This is a genomic window from Acinetobacter brisouii CIP 110357 (assembly GCF_000488275.1).
Classification (GTDB): Bacteria; Pseudomonadota; Gammaproteobacteria; order Pseudomonadales; family Moraxellaceae; genus Acinetobacter; species Acinetobacter brisouii.
This window is the reverse complement of the sequence record NZ_KI530762.1, coordinates 631,731-657,557: the sequence shown is the minus strand read 5'-3', so window position 1 is coordinate 657,557 and position 25,827 is coordinate 631,731. Positions and strand designations below refer to the sequence as shown.

Here is a 25,827-nt window from a genome sequence, read left to right as displayed (position 1 = left end):
AAGCGGCTCTTATGAGCCGCTTTCTTTTTCACCTCAACTCAAATTATTGAGCTGCTGGCGCTGTCGGTTGAGCAATCACTGTACGGCTACCAGTAATAGCAGCAAATACACGACGGTTCATTGCACGACCTTCTTTCGTGTTGTTGTCAGCAATCGGTTGATCCCATGCAAAACCTTGAGTAGTTAAACGTGATGGATCAACATTGTATTCATGTACAAGTGCTGATTTTACAGAGTTTGCACGTGCCAATGATAAACGTTCGTTTAACTTACGTGGACCTGTGTTGTCTGTGTGACCTTCAATACGCGCTGTTGCATTTGGATACTCAGAAAGTTTCTCTGCAACTTTTGCAATTTCAGGTTTGTATTGTGGTTTGATGTTTGACTTGTTGGTATCAAAGAACACACGGAGTTCCATGTTCAAGTCTTCTGTCAACTCTTGTGGCTGTGGTTGTGGTTGAACAACTGGCGCTGGAGTTACAGGTTGCACTTCTGTTACTGGCGCAGCAGGTTTCAAGTGACCACCGATCACAACGTTCAAACCAGCAAGCGCTGTATAGTTCCAGAAATCTTCATCAATGTTGTATGTTGCACGTGCTTCTGTACGTAGCGACAATGCATCATTTAAACGCCAGAATACACCTGCACCTACGTTACCCAAAGTACCTGCTTCTGAGTTACCACGTGTACCACGGTTTACACCAGTAAAATCATAGTCATAGTGACCAGCACCTAACAATACATATGGCTTGATTTTGCTGTCGTAGTTTTTAGTGATCAAATCAGAGGTCGCAATAAAGTTACCGTTGATTTGTTTTTGCTTGTATTCAGCGCCTGGAGCATTAACTGCACCACCTTTAACATCGCCTTTCACTTGAAGGTATTCAGCTTCGAAGCTTAACCATGGTGTTAATTCAACACCAAGCGCTGCACCTACTGCTAAATCGTCTTGTGCTTCACCTTGACCCGCTTTTGAATCAAGAAGGTGATCATTTCCGTTATTATGTTCAGTACCTTGGAATGTATAACCAAGTAACAATGGGGTAACTGTAACACCAGCATTTGCTGCAACAAATGGAGACGCTGCAAGCAATGTAGCAACAGCAATACGACTTAATTTCATGGATATCCTCCAGAGAAAAACAATTATTTTAGGTATGACCTAAATTATTTACTTTCTGAGATATTCTTACATCTCAGTCTTTTAAAGTTTCGAGTCTGTATAATACAAGCTCATTCAGAAAATTTAAACTTGAATAGCATGACTAAGGTCATCTTTTTTTAGATTAAACTATTTTACTTCAAATATTGTTTTACTCTGATTTGCATTCAATTTACAAATTAAACTTTTGAAATTTATATAATGTAGTTACAAAAAAATGTAGTTCATAAAAAGTTTCAAAAAAATATCAATAAATATAATAATTTAGATCAAAATTCAGATAACCCAATATATAAATAACTATATAGTTCAACAATAATAACCATATAAACAGGTATAATTTTTAATTATATTTAAAAATTATTCAGTTTATTTTAATTTTTAATAACCTCATTATTTACTCTATTCTTTTCAACCCATTAATCATGATTCACCTATTAAAATATCCATGACAAAAAAAGCGGCTCTTATGAGCCGCTTTCTTTTTCACCTCAACTCAAATTATTGAGCTGCTGGCGCTGTCGGTTGAGCAATCACTGTACGGCTACCAGTAATAGCAGCAAATACACGACGGTTCATTGCACGACCTTCTTTCGTGTTGTTGTCAGCAATCGGTTGATCCCATGCAAAACCTTGAGTAGTTAAACGTGATGGATCAACATTGTATTCATGTACAAGTGCTGATTTTACAGAGTTTGCACGTGCCAATGATAAACGTTCGTTTAACTTACGTGGACCTGTGTTGTCTGTGTGACCTTCAATACGCGCTGTTGCATTTGGATACTCAGAAAGTTTCTCTGCAACTTTTGCAATTTCAGGTTTGTATTGTGGTTTGATGTTTGACTTGTTGGTATCAAAGAACACACGGAGTTCCATGTTCAAGTCTTCTGTCAACTCTTGTGGCTGTGGTTGTGGTTGAACAACTGGCGCTGGAGTTACAGGTTGCACTTCTGTTACTGGCGCAGCAGGTTTCAAGTGACCACCGATCACAACGTTCAAACCAGCAAGCGCTGTATAGTTCCAGAAATCTTCATCAATGTTGTATGTTGCACGTGCTTCTGTACGTAGCGACAATGCATCATTTAAACGCCAGAATACACCTGCACCTACGTTACCCAAAGTACCTGCTTCTGAGTTACCACGTGTACCACGGTTTACACCAGTAAAATCATAGTCATAGTGACCAGCACCTAACAATACATATGGCTTGATTTTGCTGTCGTAGTTTTTAGTGATCAAATCAGAGGTCGCAATAAAGTTACCGTTGATTTGTTTTTGCTTGTATTCAGCGCCTGGAGCATTAACTGCACCACCTTTAACATCGCCTTTCACTTGAAGGTATTCAGCTTCGAAGCTTAACCATGGTGTTAATTCAACACCAAGCGCTGCACCTACTGCTAAATCGTCTTGTGCTTCACCTTGACCCGCTTTTGAATCAAGAAGGTGATCATTTCCGTTATTATGTTCAGTACCTTGGAATGTATAACCAAGTAACAATGGGGTAACTGTAACACCAGCATTTGCTGCAACAAATGGAGACGCTGCAAGCAATGTAGCAACAGCAATACGACTTAATTTCATGGATATCCTCCAGAGAAAAACAATTATTTTAAGCTCAGCCTAAAATTTTTATTTACTGATCAAGATTTTAAATATCTCGATTATTATTTAAGCCAATCTTGTACTTCTATTGACTGATTGTCAGTCAATAACCCAAATCTAAGAACGAATTATTGACAAATTTCCTTACAATTTCCGTTGTAATTCGGTAAAATTTTATCAAATTTAATTCACATTGGCGCATAAATTTTTTACACATTAGATTAAAGAATAAAAATAAATGCATAAAAAACATATTTTTTACGATTAAAAATTACAATGGAAACGATCAAATGAATCTTATAAAAGGTGGATTTAGCATATTAGAACTGATGATTGCAATCATTATTTTAGCTCTCCTGTCCATGATGGTGATGCCTTTTTATCATCATACCAAAGCAAAGCAAGAATCCCAACTTATTCCTATTCAATTAAGTCTACATTTACAGCAGGCCAAACAACATGCTGTTTTATATCATAATAACGTTGTAGTTTGTGCTAGTGAAGATTTTGAAAGTTGTAGTCGCAATGACTGGGCAACAGGATCAATCTCCTTTCTCGATTTAAATCAAAATCGCAGCAGAGAAACGCATGAAAAATTGCTAAATACTTACCCGATGCAGCTTCGCTATGGCAATCTGCGCTGGCAAGGTAGTTTAGGTTCACCTAATTTAGTTTTTCAAGGAAATACAGGTTTACCTAGAGGCTCCATGGGTAGTTTTTATTACTGTAGCCAGTATGACGCACCTCACCGTAAAATCATTCTCAATATGATGGGAAGTGTTCGGCATGAAACACCTTTGAGTTGCTAGATCGGGTTTCAAATGAATTGTTTTCTTATGATCAACACTCCACTTTTTCTCATCTGAAAATTTAGACATAAAAAAAGCTGGAACAAATCCAGCTTTTTTTTAATTTAGCAGTTAAGCGCCAGTTTGATAACCCGCTTGTGGAACTGCTGTTGAAATTTGGTACGGGTTGGTAAAGTCTTTCAACCCTGCTGCAGCTTCTTGAACATCTTTACCTTCTTTGACCACAAAGCTGTCAAAGCCAGAACGTTTTAAATAATTTAAAACGTCTTTAAAGATATCGCCTACAGCGCGCAATTCACCCTGATAACCTTGACGGCGTAACAACGCTGCAAATGAATAGCCACGACCATCATTAAAACCAGCAAACTCAATAAAAATGCTATCAAGCTGCTCTAATGGATAGTGATGTGTTTCAGGTGAATCATTCACTGTAATATACAAAGCTTTTTTGCCTTGTACTTGGCTCAATTGCTCAAGCTGAGCTGTCGTCAAAACTACATCACCTTGTGGCACTGTACCATCTTCAGCAACGGCCTGATAAGTATTGTCTTGAATCGTGCCATCTTTAAATAGCACAGGTAAGGCTAAATTAAGCATATGCACGCTCCTTAAACGGTTGAATCCCCACACGACGGTAAGTTTCAATAAACTCTTCGCCTTCTTGACGTAAATCAAGGTAAGTATTCAGGATTTCCTCAACAACATCTGGCACAGCATCTGCGGCAAAAGAAGGCCCCAAGATATCGCCAATTGAAGCATCATGGTCTGAGTTACCACCCAAAGTGATTTGGTAGAACTCTGCACCTTTTTTATCAACACCTAAAATACCAATATTACCGACATGGTGATGACCGCAGGCATTCATACAACCTGAGATATTTAAGTCTAAATGACCCAAGTTATAAACAGTATCCAAGTCTTCGAAACGACGAGTAATCGCTTCAGAAATTGGAATTGATTTTGCATTTGCCAATGAGCAGAAATCACCACCTGGACAGCAGATAATATCGGTAATAAAACCAATATGTGCGCGTGCCATGTTGGCATTTTCCAGTGCTTGCCATAATGCAAATACATCTTTTTGCGGTACATCGGCTAGAGAAATATTTTGCTCATGTGTAGTACGCAACTCACCAAAGGTATATTTGTCTGCAAGATCTGCAATAAAATGCATTTCTTCCGTCGTCATATCCCCTGGTGCAATACCTGCACGTTTTAAGCTAATCGTCACGATACGATAGCCTTTAACTTTATGTGCGTTGGTGTTGACATTAAACCATTGCTTGAATTTTGGATATTGCGCGAACAATTCAGTAAAATCTTCGTCAGGCAAATCCTGATAAGCAAATGGTGTAAAGACCGCATCCATTTTTGCCAAGAATTCTGGTTGAATTTTCAGTGGCTCACGCGTATGTGCAAATTCAGCTTCAACTTTTTCAGCGAAGACTTCAGGCGTCATGGCTTTCACCAAGATTTTGATACGCGCTTTGTATTTGTTGTCACGGCGACCATGCAGGTTATAAACGCGTAACACTGCATCTAAATAAGCGATCAAATCTTCACGTGGCAGGAATTCACGAATCACACTACCTATCACTGGTGTACGACCTAAACCACCACCGACTTTGATTTTATAGCCGATTTCACCTGCTTCGTTTTTCACGATATATACACCAATATCGTGAAATGACGTTGCAGCACGGTCTTTTTCTTCAAGTGCAGACACTGCAATTTTGAACTTACGTGGCAAGAATGCAAATTCAGGGTGGAATGTACTCCACTGACGAATCAATTCACAGGTTGGGCGCGGGTCAGCAATTTCCCCTGCCACAACACCTGCATATTGGTCAGTTGTTGTGTTACGAATACAGTTTCCTGAAGTCTGAATAGCATGCATTTGCACCGTTGCCAGTTCAGTTAAAATATCTGGCACATCTTCAAGCGCTGGCCAGTTCAACTGAATATTTTGGCGTGTCGATACGTGAGCATAACCACGGTCATATTCTTTAGAAATATCTGCAATTTTACGCAATTGCTTTGAGTTCATTAAGCCATACGGCACGGCAATACGTAACATTGGCGCATAACGCTGTACATATAAACCATTTTGTAGACGCAATGGGCGGTATTCGTCTTCGGTCAATTTTCCCGCGAGATAACGTTCTGTTTGATCGCGGAATTGTGCAACTCGTTCATTCACCAGTTGCTGATCGAAATCAGTGTATAAATACATGGCGTTCAGCTAGTAAGTTCAATTTAACTGCCATAGCATAAAGGGCTTTAATTCATCAACAAAATGCTTTTTTTACATATTTAATAACGGTTTTACTGATAAAGAGCTTTCTGCAATAAAAAAGCTGATCTCGATTGAGGTCAGCTTTTTTTAAAACTTGTATTTCAGTGCTGTTTAGAATGGTGCATCAATATCTGCTACACCAACAAGTTTATGATTCACAAACTCTTTAATACCTAAACCGATCAGTTCACGACCATAACCCGAGTGTGCAACCCCACCAAATGGCAAATCAGCTTTCACCATAGTTGGATGGTTAATGAACACCATACCTGTATAGATTTGTTTTGCAACTTCAACACCACGTGCATGGTCTTGGGTAAACACCGAACCACCCAAACCAAACGGCGTATCATTCGCGATACGAATCGCATCGGCTTCATCTTTGGCACGGTAAAGTTGAGTCACTGGGCCAAAAAACTCCCAATGGCGCGCTTCGTTATTTTCATGCAAGTTGGTCATGAGTAATGGCTGGAAGAAAGCACCCTGCTCTGGCACTGGCGCACCAATCACTTCAACCACAGCACCTGCTTCAATCGCTTTTTCGACCTGTTTTTTCAAATCGTCAGCGGCTTTTTGTGAAGACAATGGCGCAAGCGTGGTTTCAGGATCCATCGGATCGCCTGCTTTAAGTTTTGCCACACCTTCTTTGTACAATGCCAAGAATTGATCATAAATTGCATCAACCACAATCAGGCGTTTAGACGAAACACAAACCTGACCTGCATTCCAGTGACGACCCATCACCGCCCAGTCCACAGTTTTTTGTAGATCAGCATCTTCAAGCACTACAAAAGCATCTGCACCGCCCAACTCTAAAGTTGATTTTTTCAGTGCCTTACCTGCTTCAGCAGCCACAATTGCACCTGCTGCTTCAGAACCTGTCAATGCCACACCACATACACGGCGATCGTTGAGAATCACTGCAGTATGTTCATGCGCTAAATATAAGTTTTTAAATGCGCCTTGAGGTAAACCCGCTTCAAGCATCAATTCTTCAAACACGTTGGCACTTTGTGGCACATTTGACGCGTGTTTTAACAGAATCGTGTTACCTGCTGACAGTTGAGGCGCGATGATCCGTGCGATTTGATAGAACGGGAAATTCCACGGCTCAACTGCAAGCAATACACCTTGTGGTTCATGGTATAGGGTTGCTTCAACGCCTTGTGCATCAGTTGGGAGTTTTTCTGGTGCTAATAATTTTTCGGCATGCTTGGCATAATATTCTAAAATTTCAGCCGACAAGATGGTTTCAAGCTTTGCTTCAGTAAATAGCTTACCCATTTCCAAAGTTAAGTATTGTGCATATTTATCGGTTTCATTGCGCAAAATACTGGCTGCTTTATTCAAGATTGCAGCACGTTGTTCAAAACTGGTTTCTTTCCAACTTAAAAAAGTGTTGTAAGCTTGATCAATCGCTTCAAGCACTTCTTCCTTGCTTGCAGTTGGAAAAGTTTTTAAAGTTTCACCCGTATATGGATTGACTGTAGCATAAGCCATTTGTTACGTCCTTCTGTTATGATCCGGCACGAATACGACTAAAGCGTAGATTAGTGCTCTTGATCTGATCACCAAGATCAAATTTCAATAAAACTTTGATAAATATAAAAATATAATTACTAAAAGTTCATCTATTTTTTAACAAATTTAGCTCAAGCACTTCGCCTACTTTTCCCCTACTTTTCCCCAAAATATTGTTATAGATATAAAAAATGCCCACCGAAGTAAGCATTTTGATCAAAGCTTATAGCTTATTTGGCATCTGGTAAGGCATAAGCAACTAGGTAGTCACCCATCTTGGTACCAAATGAACCATGTCCACCCGCCATAATCACAAGATATTGTTTACCATTGATTTCATAAGTCATTGGTGTTGCCTGTCCACCTGCTGGCAAACGCGCTTCCCAAAGTTTATCTCCGTTGCTGACATTGTAAGCACGGATATAGTTGTCTTGAGTTGCTGCCACAAACATGACATTACCTGCAGTTGAAATCGAACCACCCAAACCAGGTACACCAATTTTCAGTGCTGGTAACTGGAACAATTTTGGCAAGCTGTCACGAATCGTACCAATCCGTTTTTTCCAAACCACTTGATGGGTATTTAAATCCACACCTGCAACATAACCCCATGAAGGCTGTTTACATGGCAAGCCCACTGGTGACAAGAATGGTTTAATTTCCACACCATACGGCACACCGTACATTGGCTGGATACCCTGCTCAGTGCCTGCACCTTTGGCAGTTTCTTTACGGTTTGGATTTTCAGGAATCAGACGGCTGATAAATGGCAATCCGATTGGGTTCATGACTGCAACTTGACGGTCTTGGTTGACGGACATGCCGCCCCATTCAAACACACCCAAGTTACCTGGGAATACCAGCGTACCGTTGACAGATGGTGGCGTATAAATACCATTGTAGTTCAGTTTCTTGAACTCAATACGACACATCAACTGGTCAAACATGGTCGCGCCCCACATGTCTTTATCAGTCAATTTGCCTTGTGGTGCCAGATCCAGATCCGAGAATGGTTGGGTTGCAGAGTAACGTTCACCTGCTGTTTGTGGACCATGCTCAACCTTTTGCGGTACAGCACGTTCATGAATCGGTACAATCGCTTTACCTGTACGACGATCCAAAACAAATACATTACCTGTTTTGGTCAAGACATAAATTGCAGGAACCGTTTGACCATCTTTGGTTTTAACATCGGCAAGTGATGGTTGAGATGGTACGTCCATATCCCACAAATCGTGATGTGTGGTCTGGAAGTGCCAGATCAGTTTACCTGTGGTTGCATTCACCGCCAACATCGAATTGGCATAACGCTCTTTCAACTCATTACGGTCACCACCCCAAATATCAGGCGTACCTACACCTGTTGGAATATAGACAATATCCAGTTTCGCATCATAGGCAAGCGGTGCCCATGCATTTGGTGAGTTGTTGACAAAGTTTGTGTTCTGACCTGGTAAAGCATTTGGATCTTGCGCGCCAGTATCGAATGTCCACAACAATTTACCTGTGTTGACATCGTAACCACGAATCACACCAGAAGGTTCTTTGTTAGAGTAATTGTCCGTTACAGAACCCGCAATAATCACAGTTGTACCTGTCACCACTGGTGGAGAAGTTGGGTTATAACCACCTGCATAAGCATACGGCATATTGGCTTGTAAATTCACTTCACCATTGTTGCCAAAGTCAGTACAGCGTTGACCATTATCAGCATTGATCGCAATCAAACGACCATCGTTGACGGGCAAGAAGACTTTACGTGGGCATTGCGCTGAACTTGAAGTTTTATGCTGCAAACTCGCTGCAAAACCTTGGGTATTGTTGGCATCAAAATAAGACACGCCACGACAAGTCAAATGCTGGAAGCTTGGATTCGTTTGGAGTTTCGGATCGAAGCGCCATTTTTGCTTGCCTGTTGCTGGATCAAGCGCAATCAGGAACTGGTGCGTGGTACACATGTACATGTTGTCGCCAATCTTGATTGGCGTCACCTGATTGGTGGTTTCACCCGAGTCATTGCCCGTTTTCAAATCACCAGTACGGAATGTCCATGCTACTTTTAAATCTTTGACCGTTTTATCATTGATTTGAGTCAGTGGAGAATAACGTACACCACCTTGAGTACGACCATACGCAGGCCAGTCGCCTTCAGCAACGCCTGAGACTGCCTGTGCTTTTGCAGGCTGTTGGTTGGTAATCGTACCGTTGATTTCTTGTGGATCATTAAAGATCGAATACACCATCACTAAAATGGCAATCACAAGGGTTGAACCCAAGGCAATACGACTCAGTTTTACAGGTTGTTGAATACCACGCGTTGCCGCAGGTAATAACAGTAAAATCCCGATTACACCCAAGATGTCATAACGAGGAACCAATGCCCAGAAGTCCGAACCGACTTCCCAAAGACCCCAAAGAATGGTGGCAAGCATAAGTGCTGCATAAACCAGTAACGAAGCCGCAGAATTACGTAATAATAAAATTGCCGAAATGAATAATAAAATTCCAGCAATCACATAATAAAAAGAAGCGCCCAAGAACGCGGCATACGCACCGCCAGCCAGTAAAATCAAACCAATCAGCGCAATCGCAATTGCCATCAAAGTTTGAAAACCTGAGCGTTGTGAGGGTTGAGTCATAAACACACCTCGATATTTTGGTTAAATCAATACCAAAGCAAAAGCCCTAAGCTTTTACTTGATATGAAATAATGATTTTCATTTAACAAGAACACACTGCATTGTGAGAGAAAAGCCCAGTTTTGTTTATATTTTGCACAAAACTAGGCACATGCAGTGCAATAAGGATTTGAACGTTCTGTCAGATTAGAAAGCTGTGACGAATTTGATACCACCAACCCAAGCATTGTTACCGTCTTTCAAAGCACCTACATGACGAACATACTGGATGTTTGGTCGCACAGTTAGCCAGTTGGTTGCATGAATGCCATAGTACAATTCGGCATCATATTCACTATTATAACCCTGCGCACTTTTATGAATGCGTCCAACACCCACTGCAATTTCATCTTGCGGACGAGCATCAAATAAGCCGTTATAACTGAGTGCAAAATTTTGCATGTTGGTCACAGCATTGGTTGCATCATCAAAGAAAGTAAAGTTCGCCCAAGCAGTCAAACCACGGTTCACATCACCCTGATGCATCGTTAACTGTTGTTTGACAGACACCCAACCACCTTGTTTATGTGCTGAAGTGTTGGCAATGTCTTGTGCTTGTGAATTCAATTTGCTGGCATCTGCTGTGCTATAGAAATAGCCCAAACGGTATTCACCCGGTAACTGCGCAGCAGTTAATTTTGGCTGCCACACCAATTCCACAGGAATTAATGCGCCTTTTGAACCATCTGTACTAAGGTTAAAGCCTTTACCGCGTTCAAGGTTTTCAGGGTTTACTTCAAATGCCCCGACTTGTGCAAACAAGTTAGGTTGCAATTGATATTTCACACGGACAGCCCACTGGCTAACTGGCCAGTTATACCACTGGTCACCTGCCCAGTTGCCCATTTGCGAGCCACAAAGTGCAAGGTTCTGGAAATCACAGTTAAAACTGTTAAATTCCTCAGCTTCACCAAAGCGCCCCACTTTGACATCTAACTTTTGATCAAGGAATTTTCGTTTGATCCAGAAATCGGTTAAACGCCAAGTTTGCCCACGTCCCCAAACTTCCTGAACTGAGCTTAACTGCCCATTCAAGGCATCCGAGGTATTACTCAAATTGCGCCCATGACGTTCAGTCACAGTCATCTGCGCTTCAGTATCTTGCCAACCCAAGATCTTGTTCAAATCCAGATGAGCACCCAAGCTCACTTGACCCGAATATTCTGTGCTATGGCTTGATGTATTTTTTGAATCAAGCACATTAGCCAACTCTCCTGTATAACCAAGAGAGAAGTCGTATCCTTGTTCCTTTAAGGCTGCCCGTTGCCCATTCCAATCACCCAACATATATGGGCTTTCGGTGCTAAATGCATCAGCCGCGTGTGACTGAGCAGCAAGGGAAACCATGACAGAACACATGGATACTTGAGAGATAAAAGCAAATCTACGCAACATTGAAAACTCTATGTTGTTGATCGAAACGCGTAGGATACTATTATTTTTGTAATAAATGTTGAGTGTTTTGTTACCTCAGTCAGGCAATCCAAATAACAAAACTATATTTTATTTTTAAATACTTAAAAAAATTAATTATTTTTAAAGAACAATAAAAATCAACTGTTTATTTTTTGATTGCGATTTTTTAAATTTTTTCAAAAAATGATCAAGTTAAAATTAGGCACAATTTTAGTGCAAATTCATTTGCTTAAAAAATACCAATTTTTATACTCAAGTTTTTAATATTTTATACATGACGTTCATTTCAAACCGAATCATCAAGTGTGCAACTTTTGATAAAAACAATGTCATATTCCGCCATGTCAGCACCAGTTTGCAGCAATTAAAATAAATTTCCCTTTACAGACAATGCAAATTGCCTTAATAATTTTTTATCTTCATTTAGGTCAATTATTTGTGAATATCAAAGCGATTGAAGGAATCAATGTCAGCCGCGACACGATTAGTATACATTTCGTGAATGCAGCTTTGACTGGTGTGAAAAGACTGGGCATGGATGTCGAAACTCTCCTTTCACATGTCGGCATCGAAGCTGAATTACTCAAACAACCTAAAGCCCGTGTTTCTCCCGAACAGTACACCCGTTTTATTCAAATGTTATGGATGGTGACCCAAGACGAACATGCTGGTTTTTCCACAGAACCGCGTCGTTTGGGTACATTTGCCATGATGTGCCAACTGATCATTCATGCCAAAACTTTAGGCCAAGCGCTTGAATTATCAGAACAGTTTTATCGTTTATTTCGTGATGACTGGTTTATTGCGATTGAACGCGATAAACACGAAGCACGTCTAGTTCCTCTTATTCCTCGTGAACTCGACCCAGACCACTTTATGACTGAAAGCATGCTGATGATTTGGCATGGCTTGGCATCTTGGTTGATTGACCGTCGCATTTCTTTAGAACGAGTGAATTTCGAATACCCGCGTCCAGAACAAGCAGATGAATACGATGCATTATTCTTTGCACCACTGATGCAGTTTGATGCTCCTCGGACTGAAATTACTTTTGCGGCAGACTATCTCGATTTACCGATTCGTCAAAATGAAGAAACACTGGAAGAATTCTTAAAAGTTGCTCCTGCACAGCTTTTAGTGAAATTTAAAAACATCAACTCATTGACCACACGTATTCGTGATGTGCTGAAAAGCCATATTGGCGAAGAAATGCCAACGCTTAATGATGTTGCTTCAATGCTTTATCTTTCACCACAAACTTTGCGTCGTCGTTTGGCTTCTGAAGGCAAAAGCTATCAAGGTGTCAAAGATGCATTACGTCGTGATGCTGCAATTCACTTGCTTTTACAACCAAGTCTGACTCTGGAAGATGTCGCACAGCAAGTCGGTTTTAGTGAAACCAGCACCTTCCACCGTGCTTTCAAAAAGTGGACTGGCGTGACCCCAGGTCTATATCGCCAATTACACGGTTCATTATAAAATTCTAAACAATCTCAGGCGAAATGCCTGAGATTGTTTTTTCCCTTTCGTAAAATGACTCCGCATATCACACCTCATAAAACCATAAAAATCCGATCTATTGCATAATACGATTTTGAACAAACAGATCAAAACGATATGAATCATGCTATTCAATCTAGCGCCTTAGTTGTGGAAGGTGGCGGGATGCGAGCAGCTTTCAGTACAGGCGTAGTTGATGCCTTCCTGACAGAACAATTCAATCCTTTTCACTTATATGTCGGCGTTTCATCGGGCTCCACCACTTTAGCCAGTTATCTCGCTCAGCAAAAAGGACGTAACTTAGATATCTTCCTTGATCAGACCTTACGCCCCGAATTCATTCAGCTCAAACGCTTTTTCAAAGGTGGTGACTTGATGGATGTCAAATGGATGTGGGATGTGCTGGAACAAGAAAACCCTTTAGATCTTGCGACATTATTCAAAAATCATCCCGAATTTTATATTGTACTGACCCATGCACATACAGGTCAGGCACATTATCAGCGTGCCCAACCTGAGACATTACTCGACAGTTTAAGGGCCTCGAGTTCTATTCCGTTTATTACACGACAACCCGTTTGGGTACAGCAGCAGCCATTTTTTGATGGTGGTGTTGCCGATGCTTTACCTGTGCAATGGACTGCACAACAACACCAAATGGATGCCTTGATGGTGATTCGCACCCGACCTCGACACTATGCCAAACAAGGTCAAAAAACGGATGCTTTACTTTCTCGTTTCGTACAGCATCATGGTTTTGCCCAAAGCCTGAAACAACGGGGCGAACACTACAATCAGTCCGTCGATTTTTTACGCAAACCACAACCGCTCAAAATTCTGGAGATTAACCCTCCCGAACACAAATACATGGCAAATCGTCTGTGCCAAGACCCGAAGCGTCTGCGTTATAGCTATCAGGTCGGTGTTGAAGCAGGTTATCGTGCCATGCAGGATTGGCAACAGTTGCTGCGAGCTTAGCAGCGGCAGCCTGCCCGATCCTGATCGACCAATTCATTTTCCAGCAATCGCTGCAAGCTATGCTGACCAATGCCATACATCTGCTTCAACGCTTCGATCTGTGCCATGATTTTAGCATCAGGTACACTCACCGATTTACGGCGTACTGCCAAAATCATTTTATTTTTACTGGTATGCTCTAAAGATACAAACTCAAACACCTTAGTTTCATAACCATAGGCTTCAAGCAGCAACGCCCGAATGGTATCGGTGAGCATTTCCGCCTGCTGTGCCTGATGAATACCATAATGCAGCATCGGTTTCAGCACTTCAGGACTTTTCAGTTGCGGGCGCAACTCTTTATGACAGCACGGCGCACACATAATCACCGAAGCATTCAGACGAATGCCGCAGTGAATGGCAAAATCCGTGGCAATATCACAAGCATGCAATGCAATCATCACATCTAAATGCTCAGGTTGATAACTGCGGACATCACCCTGAAAAAATTCCAGTTGGCTAAATTGATTTTTATCTGCAACTTTTTGACAAAACTCGACCAAGTTATCGCGCAGTTCCACGCCTGTAATTTTGGGTTGTAAACCTTGCTGCTGCAAATAGTCATACATGGCAAAGGTCAGATAACCTTTCCCCGAACCAAAATCCACCACATGCAATGCCCGATCTTCTGGGGTAATCTGCTCAATCGCATTGGAAAAAATTTCAATAAACTTATTAATTTGCTTCCACTTTCTTGCCATACTTGGCACAAGTTGGGCTTTATGATCAGTAATCCCCAAATCTTGCAAATAGGCCTGTTCCTGCAAAATATAACGTTGTTTCTCACGATTATGCGCTTGCTGGGTCATTGTGGTGTTTTGCTTTTGGCTACGCGTCAGGATCACTTTTTTTTTGGTTCGTTTGAGCTGTAATTCTTCGCCCTCAACAAACAGGTTGGCTTGCTTACAGCCGGCAAGCAATTCTGCGATGCAATTATAAGCCTCGGTAAAATCATAATTTTTAGTAACGTCTTGGGTTTTATATTGATAAACCGCACAGAGTTTAGGCTGCTGTTGAATTTCGATGATGCGAAAACTAACCTTCTCAAGCTCCGCAATCTCGCCCTGGTACTGACTCAATACTAAACGCTGAAAATGATGATCGGTTAAAGCTGCCTGCAACTCGGCAAGCCATTGTTGTTCCTGTTCAGAACGCTGAGTCAGTATGGACATAATCACAACCTAAAGAAATTTACAAATCCATTCTAATTGTTCTTACCTTAAATGCAAAACTGAATTAATATACAAATGTATTTTTAATCAGGTTATCATTAAAATAATGTCGAATGTCACTAACTACGACTCCTCAGAAGAACACCTTAATGTCTTAACTCATGGGGCTGGTGCAGTGATTGCCATCCTCGCCAGCACTTTATTGCTGTATAAAAGCGCTTTTCTCAGTATGGATAAATGGTTCAGTTTATGGATTTATGCATTCAGCCTGATTTTAATGTTGGTATGTTCAACGCTATACCATTGGGCGAAAACCGCAGCTAAACGTCACTGGTATAAAAAACTGGATCACACCGCCATTTATTATCTGATTGCGGGAACATACACACCTTTTTTATATTTAAATATTCCCACTGCAAAAGCGCATTATTTACTGATTGCATTATGGAGTATTGCTGCCATTGGTACAGTATTCAAACTTTGCCTGGCGCACCGTTTTAATAAAGTTTCACTGATTGCCTACTTACTGATGGGCTGGTTTGCCGTGTTGATGATGGATGATATGCAGCGTTATTTACCCCATGGCTGCTTAATGCTCCTGATTACTGGCGGGTTAGCCTATACGGTGGGTGCATTGTTTTATGCCCTAAAAAAGGTAAGATATACCCATGTTATTTGGCATATTTTTGTACTGATTGGCGCAGGATCACATTTCCTGGCAGTCTATCTATACGCTTTTTCTTAACACCCATCTTTTAGTTGTAGTAACCCTGCTTAAAAGTGTGGTGTCTTTCGTATTTTTTTAAAAAATTAGGTATTTTTTTAAAAAGATTACGCTGTTAACCATGTCTGTTTTTTAAGTAAAGGTTGAATTATGGCGTCATCGACATCTACAACAGCAGAAGCACAGGCTGTACCCGTAAACTCAAAAACTCGCGTATTGTTAGCCAGTTTAGTGGGTACGACCATTGAATTTTTTGATTTTTATATTTATGCAACTGCCGCAGTAATTATTTTTCCACATCTGTTCTTCCCAAGTGGTGACGAAAGCGTTGCACGTATTCAGTCTTTAGCCACTTTTGCGATTGCATTTATTGCTCGCCCGATTGGTGCAGCATTATTTGGGCATTTGGGTGATCGTATTGGGCGTAAAGCCACATTGGTTGCAGCCTTACTGACGATGGGTATCTCCACGATCAGCATCGGATTATTACCCACTTATGCACAAATTGGCGTAGTTGCACCATTGTTACTGGCACTGTGCCGTTTAGGCCAAGGCTTAGGTCTAGGTGGTGAATGGAGCGGTGCAGTTTTACTTGCCACTGAGAATGCTCCTGAAGGCAAACGTGCCTGGTATGGCATGTTTCCTCAACTTGGTGCGCCCGTCGGGTTTATTTTAGCAACAGGCGCATTTTTACTGCTCAGCGCCTGCATGTCGAATGCAGAGTTCATGCAGTGGGGTTGGCGGATTCCTTTCGTTTCTAGTGCTATCCTCGTGTTTGTAGGTTTATATATTCGACTTAAACTACAAGAAACACCTGCCTTCCAGAAGGTTTTGGACAAGCAAAAAGAAGTTAACATTCCTGTAAAAGATGTTTTCACCAAACATTTCAAGTCTCTGTGCTTAGGTACAATTGCTGCAATCTGTACCTTTGTGGTGTTTTATCTCACTACAGTTTTTGCGCTGCAATGGGGAACGACCGAACTGGGCTATACCCGTAATCAGTTCCTTGAAATCCAGTTGGTTGCGACTCTATGTTTTGCAGGAACAATTCCTCTGTCTGCGGTACTTGCTGAAAAATTTGGACGTAAAACCACGTCTATTTTGGTTTGTGCAATCGCTGCGGTGTTCGGAATTTTCTTTGCGCCACTTCTTGCTTCTGGCAGTCTGTTTGCTGTGTTTATATTCTTATGTATCGGCTTAAGTATTATGGGGCTGACCTACGGCCCAATTGGAACAGTGTTATCCGAACAATTTCCAATTTCAGTACGCTATACAGGCTCAGCGCTCACCTTTAACTTGGCAGGTATTTTGGGTGCTTCTTTTGCGCCACTTATCGCCACCGAGCTAGCAAAAAATTATGGTTTAGCCACTGTAGGTTATTACTTATCTGCAGCAGCAATCCTCTCTCTGCTGGCATTTTTATGTATCCGTGAAACCAAAGATGTGAATGTTAACGACCAAGTCTGAGTTATCACACGCAATAAAAAAACCAGCAATCATGCTGGTTTTTTTATTTTAGATGTTGTTACAGTCCTATGAGCAATACTCGGGCAACTTCATTCATAAGTGCTTCAGCAATATATAATGCTAAAAATGCCAGAATTGGGGATAAGTCAATCATCCCCATGTTCGGTAAAATGCGACGAAACGGCGCAAGCAAAGGCTCTGCAAGTTCTTGTACAACTTCAATATACGGAGAGTTTGACTGAGTAAATAATACCACCCACCCCAATATAATCGTGGCAAAAATCAGATAACGACAAAACGTAATTAAGTCCTGAATCATCGTCACAAAAGTTAAAATAATCAGATGAACTGCGCCATGCGGCATAACACCCGACAAATATGCCACACCCACGATTTTTAACAAATAAATCATCACCAACAAAACCAAAGCAGCGAGATTGACCCGTCCTTTTGCCAATGTCGGAAAAATCGAGCTAAAAATATCTACAATTTTAGTGGCTTTAATGGTAGATAAAACTACAGGGTTATATGGATTTACCATCGCTAATTGCATTAAGAATCTTAAGAACACCAGCAAAATTGCGACATTCATCAAAATACCAAATAGCGTCGAAGTCATTCCCATCGGCTACTTTTCCTACCTTTCAATTTATTTGATACTGTCACTTAATTCTTGAGCCAATTCCTGACTACGTTTTTGAGCAGCAGCTAATGCTGTCTGTATACTTTGTGAAACCTGTGCACGATCAAACACTTCAAGAGCAGCTTGGGTTGTACCATTTGGTGATGTCACATTTTTACGCAGTTCAGCAGGCGTCTTATCACTGCTAATCGCCATTTGTGCAGCACCCAAAGCAGTTTGCAAAGTCAACGCAGCAGCGACTTTTTCATCTAGCCCCATATTCTTGCCAGCGCGAATCATACTTTCCATCAAATAGAAAAAGTATGCAGGCCCTGAACCAGATACTGCGGTCACAGCATCGATTTGTGCTTCAGTATTTACCCAAAGCCCTAGTCCTGTTGCTGCTAAAATTTTACCTGTCAAATTACGATCTTCTTGACTCACCGAAGCATCAGCATACATACCATGCGCACCTGTTTGTACCAGTGCTGGAGTATTTGGCATGACTCGCACAATACGCTGCGTTCCAGTCAAAGCTGCAATGATCTCAATCGTTACGCCTGCAACAATAGAAATAATTAACTTACCTTCAAACAAGCCATGTAATGGTTTTAAAACATCTGCTAAAACCTGTGGTTTCACTGCAAGCACGACCACATCTGCATTTTCAATTGCTTTAGCATTATCAGCAAATACCGCAATATTTTTTTCTTGCAGGATTGAACGAATTTGCTCAACGGGATCTGCAACTTGGATCTGATTTTCAGGAAGACCGCGTGAAATTAACCCGCCAATTAAGGCTTGAGCCATATTTCCGCCACCAATAAAACTGATATTGCAATTTAAAGCGCTGTTCATGCTCATACTCGACAATGTTTTTATTACTCATGGATAAGTTTTGGCTGCCATCCACCATGCTGACAGTAACAAGACTGTGCAAGCCAAAATCCCTGAGGGGTAAAGACTCCTAGAATAACATCATCTTTTGCCAAAATTTGCACCCGATGACGTAACCAAGGAAAAATTTGTGCATCCTGCAAAGCTTTTTTCAGTGGCCATGCACCTACTCGACCATACAAATGAATCTTTTCTCCCCCTACACGCGGATACAGCATAAGTGGTGTATCTAACAATTCAGGAGATAGACCATACTCCGACTCACGACAAGTATATTTACCCGAAATCAATGTAACAGGCTGTTGTTTTGTCCATCGAACTTGTTGCTGTGCTGGAATCACATCTGTTTGCTTACATAAATACTGCTGCGTGGTTAAGCGGTATATCTGCTTTTGAAAACGCACATAATAATAAGGCTTGATAAACAGACAAGCCTGCGCATCAGCTCTTGACTGAATGACTTCTTGCTGTAAACGCAGTACAGCATCCAAACTCGGGCGATAAGTCAGCTCGCCTTTCATCCATGCAGACAGTAATTGTCGTTGCCGTGCAGGTGTTAATTGTTGCAGGGTATCCAAGTTTAGATGTGTGTGATCACCACATTGCCGCCAGTCTTGCTGTGCAACCTCTTGTAAAATATCATCTGCGTCCTGCATTAATTGTGCATTACGAGCTAAAGCCGACTGCATTTGCGGGAAGCGCTGTTGCAATATTTGCCACAGTTCAGTTCGGCACCATGCCCGATCATAATGCGGATCGGCGTTGGTGGGATCATCAATATAAGGAAGCTGTAACTGGCTGACCCACTGTGCAATCTGTTCACGGGAAATATCCAGTAAAGGTCGCCAGATGGTGAAATCTTCACGCGCATCTATAGCACGCATCGCTGCCAGACCGCCCACTCCTGCTCCTGACAATAGCCGCAAAAGCACTGTTTCAGCCTGATCTTGCTGATGATGCGCTAGAACTAATACTTCATCCGCCTGCTTATGTTGCAAAAAGGCAGTATAACGAGCATGACGTGCTTGCTGTTCAAGGTTACCAGAAGCAACTTCGACAGCCTGAACAAGACAGGGAATATTAAACTTATGACAGAAATCTTCGACCATTACACCCCAAGTTTGACTCGGTGCTTGTAATTGATGATCAATATAAATGGCGCGAACACGCTGAGGGAAAAGCGAGTGCATCAAATATAGCAACAGCATGGAATCCATGCCGCCGCTACATCCAATTAGAAAGCTCTGCTGAGAAAAATACTGGTCAGCATCTCTTAAGATGCTAAACCTAAGTTGCTGCTTCCAAATTTCATTAAACGTTGATAACGTGCTTCGCATCGTGCTTCAGCATCCATCGGTTGTAATTCTGCCAAGACTTGAGTGAGCACTTCACGTAAGTTTTCCATGACTTGATCAGGATTTAAATGCGCGCCCTCGCCTTCATCAACAATGTGTTCCACAATGCCAATTTTTTGTAATTTGTCAGCAGTCAATGCCAACGCCTCACTAGCTTGTTCAGCTTTCTCGGCAGTTTTCCACAAAATAGATGCACAACCTTCAGGTGAAATCACTGAATAAATACTATGTGACAACATGATCACACGGTCAGCAACACCAATTCCTAAAGCACCACCTGAACCACCTTCACCCAGCACAGTCGCAATCACTGGCACTTTTAGGCGAGAAAGCTGAGCAAGACTCGTTGCAATCGCTTCTGCCTGACCGCGTTCTTCTGCACCAACACCAGGATAAGCGCCCATCGTGTCAATAAAGGTAAATACAGGCAGGTTAAAACGCTCAGCAAGATCAAGTAAACGCTGTGATTTACGATAGCCTTCTGGGTTACACATACCAAAGTTGTGTTTTAAACGCTCACGAGTGGTACGACCACGATGCTGACCAACCACCATAACGGGCTGACCATTAAAACGTGCTAAACCACCGATCATTGCACCGTCATCACCGAAAACTCGGTCACCATGCAATGTATCGAACTCATCAAATAATTCACTTGCATAGTCTAAAAACTGTGGGCGGTCAGGATGACGTGCAATTTGTACAGTTTTCCATGCTTGAGATTGAGCAGATTTATTTTTCATAGGTCGAATATTATCCTTAAATTAACCGAATCGAGTTAATCAATAAATTTTTCCGACTGAATGATCAAATCAATGTCCCAATGCTTAAATTGCTCTTGCTCATCGTGCAAATCTGCAACCAGTAATGGCCATTGTTTCGCATCGCCAGAAACAGTTAATTGCCATTGTTGCGCATCCAAGACCTCTAATTCAATGGCAGGAAGCATCTGATCACTACGACTATGATTGAGTAAAACAGCCAGTCTAAGCAGCAAGCAAAGATAAACTAAAGACTGTCCCCCAACCTTTAAAACATCCATTTTGCTTTCACTACGCAATTTACGGCGGTGATGTGCAACCAAATGTGATAGATGATTTTGATCAATTTGCGAGAAACCAGGAATGTCGGAATGCTGCAACAAATATGCACCATGACGATGATATCCACCATGACTAATCGCTAAACCAATTTCATGCAAATAGGCTGCTCGACGTATTAAGTCACTGTCTTCATTGGTTAATTTTAGTTTACTTGCAACCGAATCAAATAAAAATTGAGCGGTTTTTACGACACGTTCCGCTTGTTTAGGATCAGCACCATAACGACCAATCAGTGCCTGTACGCTACGATCCCGGATATCTTCATGCTTAAAACGACCTAGGAGGTCATACATCACACCTTCACGTAATGCACCATCTGAATACATCAGATGGTCAATATCCAAAACTTCAAACGCTGCATATAAAATAGCAATCCCAGCTGGCAAAACTGCTCGACGATCTTCTTTTAAGCCAGAAAATTCCATTTCTGAAACATGCTTATATTTAAGTAATTTATCTTTGAGTTTTTCCAAGCCTTCACGAGTCACACTTTCTTGTTCATCGCTCCAGCCCATGTTAACCATAATCTGGCGACACGCTTTAATTGTTCCGCTTGAACCAACAACCGTATCCCAACCCTCTGCTTTAAAATAGTTGGCAATCGCAGAAAGTTCCTTACAGGCGGCAACAAACGCTTTATTAAAGTTTTTATAACTAATTTCACCATCTTCAAAATATTTTTTGGTGAAAGCCACACAACCCATTTGCAAAGATTCAGTACATAAAGGTTCGAATTGTTCACCGATAATAAACTCGGTTGATCCACCACCAATATCAATTACCAATCGACGCCCGCCATTTGCCATGGTATGTGAGACGCCCAGATAAATCAGACGCGCTTCTTCACGCCCAGCAATGATTTCAATTGGTTTTGGCAAAATTTCAGCTGCTTGCTGAATAAATTCATGTCCATTTTTAGCTTGGCGTAACGCATTGGTCGCCACAATACGCAAACGATTCGGTTGTACTGAACTTAAACGTCCGACAAAACGTGCCAAACACGCTAAACCACGCTGTTGGGCCGCTTCGGTTAAATTTTTATTTTCATCTAATCCAGCAGCAAGCTGTACCTTTTCCGACATTGAAACAACTTTCTTAACTTCTCCGTGATCTACACGGGCAATTGCCAAGTGAAAGCTGTTTGACCCCATATCAATTGCAGCGAGCAATTCTTCATCAATCAGAAAATCAGACATTGTGCATAACAAATCAACTTAATTGCTGCTTAGAGTAATTCACTCACCGCAAATTGAAAAGCAGTTTACGGGCTGAACTGCCAGTTTTTCACTAGATTTTCATGATTATTGCTACTGTCGATTAAATCAATCGTGATGATCCATTAGACAAAAAACCAATGGCATCCGAGAATGCAACTATTCATCAGACTATGATGTTGAAAATAGCTGTGTAATACTTATATATCTATATAAATAAAGACTGTTATTGACAACTGATCATATTGGAGCATTTGTATGTCTAACCTAGTTAATACCACAGACGCAGATTTCAAAGCTGACGTTCTGGATTCTGAAACACCTGTCCTTGTAGATTTCTGGGCTGGCTGGTGTGGTCCTTGTAAAGCGATTGCTCCTGTTTTAGAAGATTTATCTCGCGAGTACGAAGGCAAAGTGAAAGTTGTTAAAGTTGACGTCACTAGCTGTGAAGCAACTGCTGTGAACTACAATATTCGTAATATTCCTGCATTATTGTTGTTTAAAAATGGTGAAGTTGTTGCTCAACAAGTAGGTGCAGTGCCTCGTTCACGTCTTGTTGCATTTATCGACGAAAATATCTAAATCTAAAAAATCCGACAAAATACGCCATTTTTTGCGTATTTTGTTTGGTGTAAATTGACAATTCCCCAGATGTCACTTATATTCTTATTGCTCAAGGAAGGCAAAGCCTTAAGCAAGTCCTTTCTTGCAACACAACAAAAGATCGCCGCTCGGCACTGCAATTGTTTATTTTGATCTTCAAACAATGAACTAAACAGATTCTGCGTTTATTGTGCAACTTTCATTGCATGCGGCTGACTCTTGCATTTACTTCCAAATCGTTACTCTAGATGTTCTTACATCGACACACACTGACCACCTATGAATTTAACTGAACTCAAGAAAAAACCGATTGGCGAACTCATTAAAATTGCTGAGTTTATGGGCCTTGAGGGGATGGCGCGTAACCGTAAACAAGATATTATTTTCGCGATTTTAAAACGTCATGCCATGAACGGTGAAGAAATCTTTGGCGATGGTGTTTTAGAAATTTTGTCTGATGGTTTCGGTTTCTTACGTACAGCAGCGGGTTCTTACCTTGCTGGACCTGATGATATTTATGTTAGCCCGTCTCAAATTCGACGTTTTAACCTGCGCACAGGTGACACCATTGCAGGAACCATTCGCCCTCCAAAAGAAGGCGAGCGCTATTTTGCATTATTAAAAGTTAACCAAATTAACTACGATACACCTGAAAATTCACGCAACAAAATTCTGTTTGAAAACTTGACTCCACTTTTCCCGACAGAACAACTGGTTATGGAACTCGGGAACGGTTCAACAGAAGATTTAACCGCTCGTGTTGTTGACTTAATCGCACCGATTGGTAAAGGACAACGTTCAATTATTGTTGCACCGCCAAAAGCCGGTAAAACCATGTTATTGCAAAACATTGCTCAATCAATTGTACGCAATAACCCAGAAGTTTTCTTGATTGTTCTACTCATTGACGAACGCCCAGAAGAAGTCACCGAAATGGAACGTACAGTTCGCGGTGAAGTTGTTGCATCAACCTTTGACGAATCACCAGCGCGCCATGTACAGGTTGCCGAAATGGTCATCGAAAAAGCCAAACGCCTAGTTGAACATAAAAAAGATGTCGTCATCCTACTCGATTCGATTACTCGTTTAGCACGTGCCTACAACACAGTGATTCCATCTTCAGGTAAAGTTTTAACTGGTGGTGTGGATGCCCATGCACTTGAACGTCCAAAACGCTTCTTTGGTGCGGCACGTAATATTGAAGAAGGCGGATCATTGACCATCATCTCAACTGCATTGATTGAAACAGGCAGTAAAATGGATGATGTGATTTATGAAGAATTCAAAGGTACGGGTAACCAAGAGATCACGCTTGACCGTCGTATTGCTGAAAAACGTGTCTTCCCTGCCATGAACCTGAAAAAATCAGGTACTCGTCGCGAAGAACGCCTCATGAGTGAAGATAACCTACGCAAAGTATGGATTCTACGTAAACTGCTTCATCCAATGGATGAATTAACAGCGATGGAATTTTTACTGGATCGTATGAAAGAAACCAAGACCAATGACGATTTCTTTGAACAAATGAAACGTAAACAATAATTCATCCGTTATTTTCAAGCCACTAACGCTTTTAGTGGCTTGAAGTTGACAACCGTTACATATCTTCACAATCTTTTCACTTATTTGTTAGCATATATTTTTTCTCATTTTTTCATTCATTTCGTATCAAAGAAAAGTCTGTGCTTTTTTCAATAGTTACTCCATCATTTATCTAAATGTAATTTGATTTTTTATTGTTATTTTCTGTTAAAACACCCCCTAAAAAGCCCGTTTTTTTTCGTTTTTTTTTCATTCAGTAGTAGTAATTCAATATGCGCAGTGATAGCATATTGTCATGCCAGCAAACTTGCTCCATGCGTTGTTACCTATCGAACGTATAGGGATAATTAAAGCACAAACAAGTTTGCTTAGGTTTTTTTTGTCTCTAATTTATGAGAGTGATGCCATGTTATTCAAGAAAATTGCTATCGCAGCTGCTGTTGTTACAACTTTAGCTTTCGTTGGTTGTGCTAAGAAAACTCAAGAAGCTGCTCCAGCATCTGCTCCAGCATCTGCTACTGCTGCTGCATCTGAAGCTACTGCTGCTGCATCTGAAGCTACTGCTGCTGCTTCTCAAGCTACTTCTTCAGCTTCTGAAGCTACAACTGCTGCTTCTCAAGCTACAACTGCTGCTTCTGACGCTGCTCACTAATTCATCCGAATCTAGTGAAAAAAGAGAGAGTCTAACGACTCTCTTTTTTTATGTCTAAATTTTGCATACAGTTCAATTCAATCGGGCAAAGCTGCTGTTGTAACATCCCTTCTAATAATCCTTTTAGCGTATGCAATTGCTGTAATTTTTCTTCAACTTCTACAAGTTTTCCTTTTAAGCACTCCTGTAACTGCTCAGCAGAAAGCTGTTCTTGTATTGCCAGTATTTTGATTAAGTCTGAAATTTCACTCAGTTGAAACCCCAACGACTTTGCTAACTGAATCAACTCTAAACGGAAAACCATTTGCTCAGAATAATGTCGATAGCCATTCTCCGCCCTCTGAGCTTCAATTAATCCCAATTTTTCATAAAACCGTAGCGTATCTCGACTTAAGCCTACCCGTTTTCCCAATGCATGAATGAGCATGATTATTCTTCTTGACTATAGAGTGTACTCCACAGTTTAGACTAAATC

The 25,827-nt window shown here is 41.2% G+C and carries 22 protein-coding genes; 8 read left to right on the top strand and 14 right to left on the bottom strand.

The annotated features are described in order from the left end of the window. Nucleotides 1-43 precede the first annotated feature (43 nt). Both omp38 (P255_RS03090) and omp38 (P255_RS03085) read right to left on the bottom strand, forming a co-directional pair. Complete coding sequence (gene omp38 / locus P255_RS03090; RefSeq protein WP_004903501.1) at nt 44-1,123, bottom strand: outer membrane protein Omp38; 1,080 nt, start codon at nt 1,121-1,123, stop codon at nt 44-46. Between the two features lie 540 nt (nt 1,124-1,663). After that, entirely contained in the window at nt 1,664-2,743 is a 1,080-nt protein-coding gene (gene omp38, locus P255_RS03085; RefSeq protein WP_004903501.1) for an outer membrane protein Omp38, read from the bottom strand. Between the two features lie 311 nt (nt 2,744-3,054). On the opposite strand from omp38 (P255_RS03085), the gene P255_RS03080 reads away from it, so the two are divergent. Beyond that, entirely contained in the window at nt 3,055-3,573 is a 519-nt protein-coding gene (locus P255_RS03080) for a GspH/FimT family pseudopilin (protein ID WP_004903499.1), read from the top strand. A 111-nt stretch (nt 3,574-3,684) separates the two neighbouring features. Here P255_RS03080 and P255_RS03075 read toward each other — a convergent pair whose 3' ends face one another. The 5 genes from P255_RS03075 to P255_RS03055 all read right to left on the bottom strand — a co-directional run bounded on the left by P255_RS03075 (nt 3,685) and on the right by P255_RS03055 (nt 11,463). Continuing rightward, complete coding sequence (locus P255_RS03075) at nt 3,685-4,170, bottom strand: DUF934 domain-containing protein (RefSeq protein WP_004903497.1); 486 nt, start codon at nt 4,168-4,170, stop codon at nt 3,685-3,687. Continuing rightward, nucleotides 4,163-5,806: a nitrite/sulfite reductase gene (locus P255_RS03070; protein WP_004903496.1), complete on the bottom strand. Its 1,644-nt coding sequence runs from the start codon at nt 5,804-5,806 to the stop codon at nt 4,163-4,165. The genes P255_RS03075 and P255_RS03070 overlap by 8 nt, the downstream gene beginning before the upstream one ends. A gap of 174 nt (nt 5,807-5,980) precedes the next feature. Next, nucleotides 5,981-7,369, bottom strand: coding sequence for an NAD-dependent succinate-semialdehyde dehydrogenase (locus P255_RS03065; RefSeq protein WP_004903495.1), 1,389 nt, complete (start codon nt 7,367-7,369; stop codon nt 5,981-5,983). A 251-nt stretch (nt 7,370-7,620) separates the two neighbouring features. Further along, nucleotides 7,621-10,029: a glucose/quinate/shikimate family membrane-bound PQQ-dependent dehydrogenase gene (locus P255_RS03060; protein WP_004903494.1), complete on the bottom strand. Its 2,409-nt coding sequence runs from the start codon at nt 10,027-10,029 to the stop codon at nt 7,621-7,623. Between the two features lie 186 nt (nt 10,030-10,215). Continuing rightward, on the bottom strand, nt 10,216-11,463 hold the full coding sequence (locus P255_RS03055; RefSeq protein WP_004903493.1) for a carbohydrate porin: 1,248 nt from the start codon (nt 11,461-11,463) through the stop codon (nt 10,216-10,218). A gap of 483 nt (nt 11,464-11,946) precedes the next feature. On the opposite strand from P255_RS03055, the gene P255_RS03050 reads away from it, so the two are divergent. Both P255_RS03050 and P255_RS03045 read left to right on the top strand, forming a co-directional pair. Further along, a complete protein-coding gene (locus P255_RS03050; RefSeq protein ID WP_370664279.1) occupies nt 11,947-12,963 on the top strand; it encodes an AraC family transcriptional regulator in 1,017 nt (338 codons plus the stop codon). Between the two features lie 138 nt (nt 12,964-13,101). Further along, complete coding sequence (locus P255_RS03045; protein WP_004903490.1) at nt 13,102-13,962, top strand: patatin-like phospholipase family protein; 861 nt, start codon at nt 13,102-13,104, stop codon at nt 13,960-13,962. Here P255_RS03045 and P255_RS03040 read toward each other — a convergent pair. Further along, a complete protein-coding gene (locus P255_RS03040) occupies nt 13,959-15,173 on the bottom strand; it encodes a class I SAM-dependent methyltransferase (protein WP_004903487.1) in 1,215 nt (404 codons plus the stop codon). The genes P255_RS03045 and P255_RS03040 overlap by 4 nt on opposite strands. Before the next feature lie 106 nt (nt 15,174-15,279). Between P255_RS03040 and trhA the strand changes: the two genes are divergently transcribed. Then, a complete protein-coding gene (gene trhA, locus P255_RS03035) occupies nt 15,280-15,918 on the top strand; it encodes a PAQR family membrane homeostasis protein TrhA (RefSeq protein ID WP_004903485.1) in 639 nt (212 codons plus the stop codon). A 129-nt stretch (nt 15,919-16,047) separates the two neighbouring features. Further along, a complete protein-coding gene (locus P255_RS03030) occupies nt 16,048-17,364 on the top strand; it encodes an MFS transporter (protein ID WP_004903483.1) in 1,317 nt (438 codons plus the stop codon). 58 nt (nt 17,365-17,422) lie between these two features. On the opposite strand, the gene P255_RS03025 is transcribed toward P255_RS03030, so the two are convergent. Genes P255_RS03025 through ppx form a run of 5 tightly spaced genes read right to left on the bottom strand, consistent with a single transcriptional unit; the run spans nt 17,423 to nt 22,537 of the window. Next, nucleotides 17,423-17,989 (bottom strand): YggT family protein, encoded by a 567-nt coding sequence (locus P255_RS03025; RefSeq protein ID WP_004903481.1) that lies wholly within the window; start codon nt 17,987-17,989, stop codon nt 17,423-17,425. 24 nt (nt 17,990-18,013) lie between these two features. After that, the gene (gene proC / locus P255_RS03020; RefSeq protein WP_171063627.1) at nt 18,014-18,850 is read right to left on the bottom strand and encodes a pyrroline-5-carboxylate reductase; all 837 of its coding nucleotides are present in this window, start codon (nt 18,848-18,850) and stop codon (nt 18,014-18,016) included. A 17-nt stretch (nt 18,851-18,867) separates the two neighbouring features. Beyond that, complete coding sequence (tilS, locus tag P255_RS03015) at nt 18,868-20,220, bottom strand: tRNA lysidine(34) synthetase TilS (RefSeq protein ID WP_081402005.1); 1,353 nt, start codon at nt 20,218-20,220, stop codon at nt 18,868-18,870. Beyond that, nucleotides 20,157-20,981: an acetyl-CoA carboxylase carboxyltransferase subunit alpha gene (locus tag P255_RS03010; RefSeq protein WP_004903474.1), complete on the bottom strand. Its 825-nt coding sequence runs from the start codon at nt 20,979-20,981 to the stop codon at nt 20,157-20,159. The genes tilS and P255_RS03010 overlap by 64 nt, the downstream gene beginning before the upstream one ends. A gap of 35 nt (nt 20,982-21,016) precedes the next feature. Next, complete coding sequence (gene ppx, locus P255_RS03005; protein ID WP_004903472.1) at nt 21,017-22,537, bottom strand: exopolyphosphatase; 1,521 nt, start codon at nt 22,535-22,537, stop codon at nt 21,017-21,019. Between the two features lie 276 nt (nt 22,538-22,813). Here ppx and trxA point away from each other — a divergent pair, with 276 nt between their 5' ends. The 3 genes from trxA to P255_RS02990 all read left to right on the top strand — a co-directional run bounded on the left by trxA (nt 22,814) and on the right by P255_RS02990 (nt 25,352). After that, nucleotides 22,814-23,137, top strand: coding sequence for a thioredoxin (gene trxA, locus P255_RS03000; RefSeq protein WP_004903471.1), 324 nt, complete (start codon nt 22,814-22,816; stop codon nt 23,135-23,137). Nucleotides 23,138-23,437: 300 nt separating this feature from the next. Continuing rightward, nucleotides 23,438-24,700 carry a transcription termination factor Rho gene (gene rho, locus P255_RS02995; RefSeq protein ID WP_004903469.1) on the top strand — a complete coding sequence of 421 codons (1,263 nt, stop codon included), beginning with the start codon at nt 23,438-23,440 and terminating at the stop codon, nt 24,698-24,700. Nucleotides 24,701-25,106: 406 nt separating this feature from the next. Further along, nucleotides 25,107-25,352 (top strand): hypothetical protein, encoded by a 246-nt coding sequence (locus P255_RS02990; RefSeq protein ID WP_004903467.1) that lies wholly within the window; start codon nt 25,107-25,109, stop codon nt 25,350-25,352. A gap of 31 nt (nt 25,353-25,383) precedes the next feature. On the opposite strand, the gene P255_RS02985 is transcribed toward P255_RS02990, so the two are convergent. Beyond that, nucleotides 25,384-25,779 carry a MerR family transcriptional regulator gene (locus tag P255_RS02985; RefSeq protein ID WP_004903465.1) on the bottom strand — a complete coding sequence of 132 codons (396 nt, stop codon included), beginning with the start codon at nt 25,777-25,779 and terminating at the stop codon, nt 25,384-25,386. Nucleotides 25,780-25,827 lie beyond the last annotated feature (48 nt).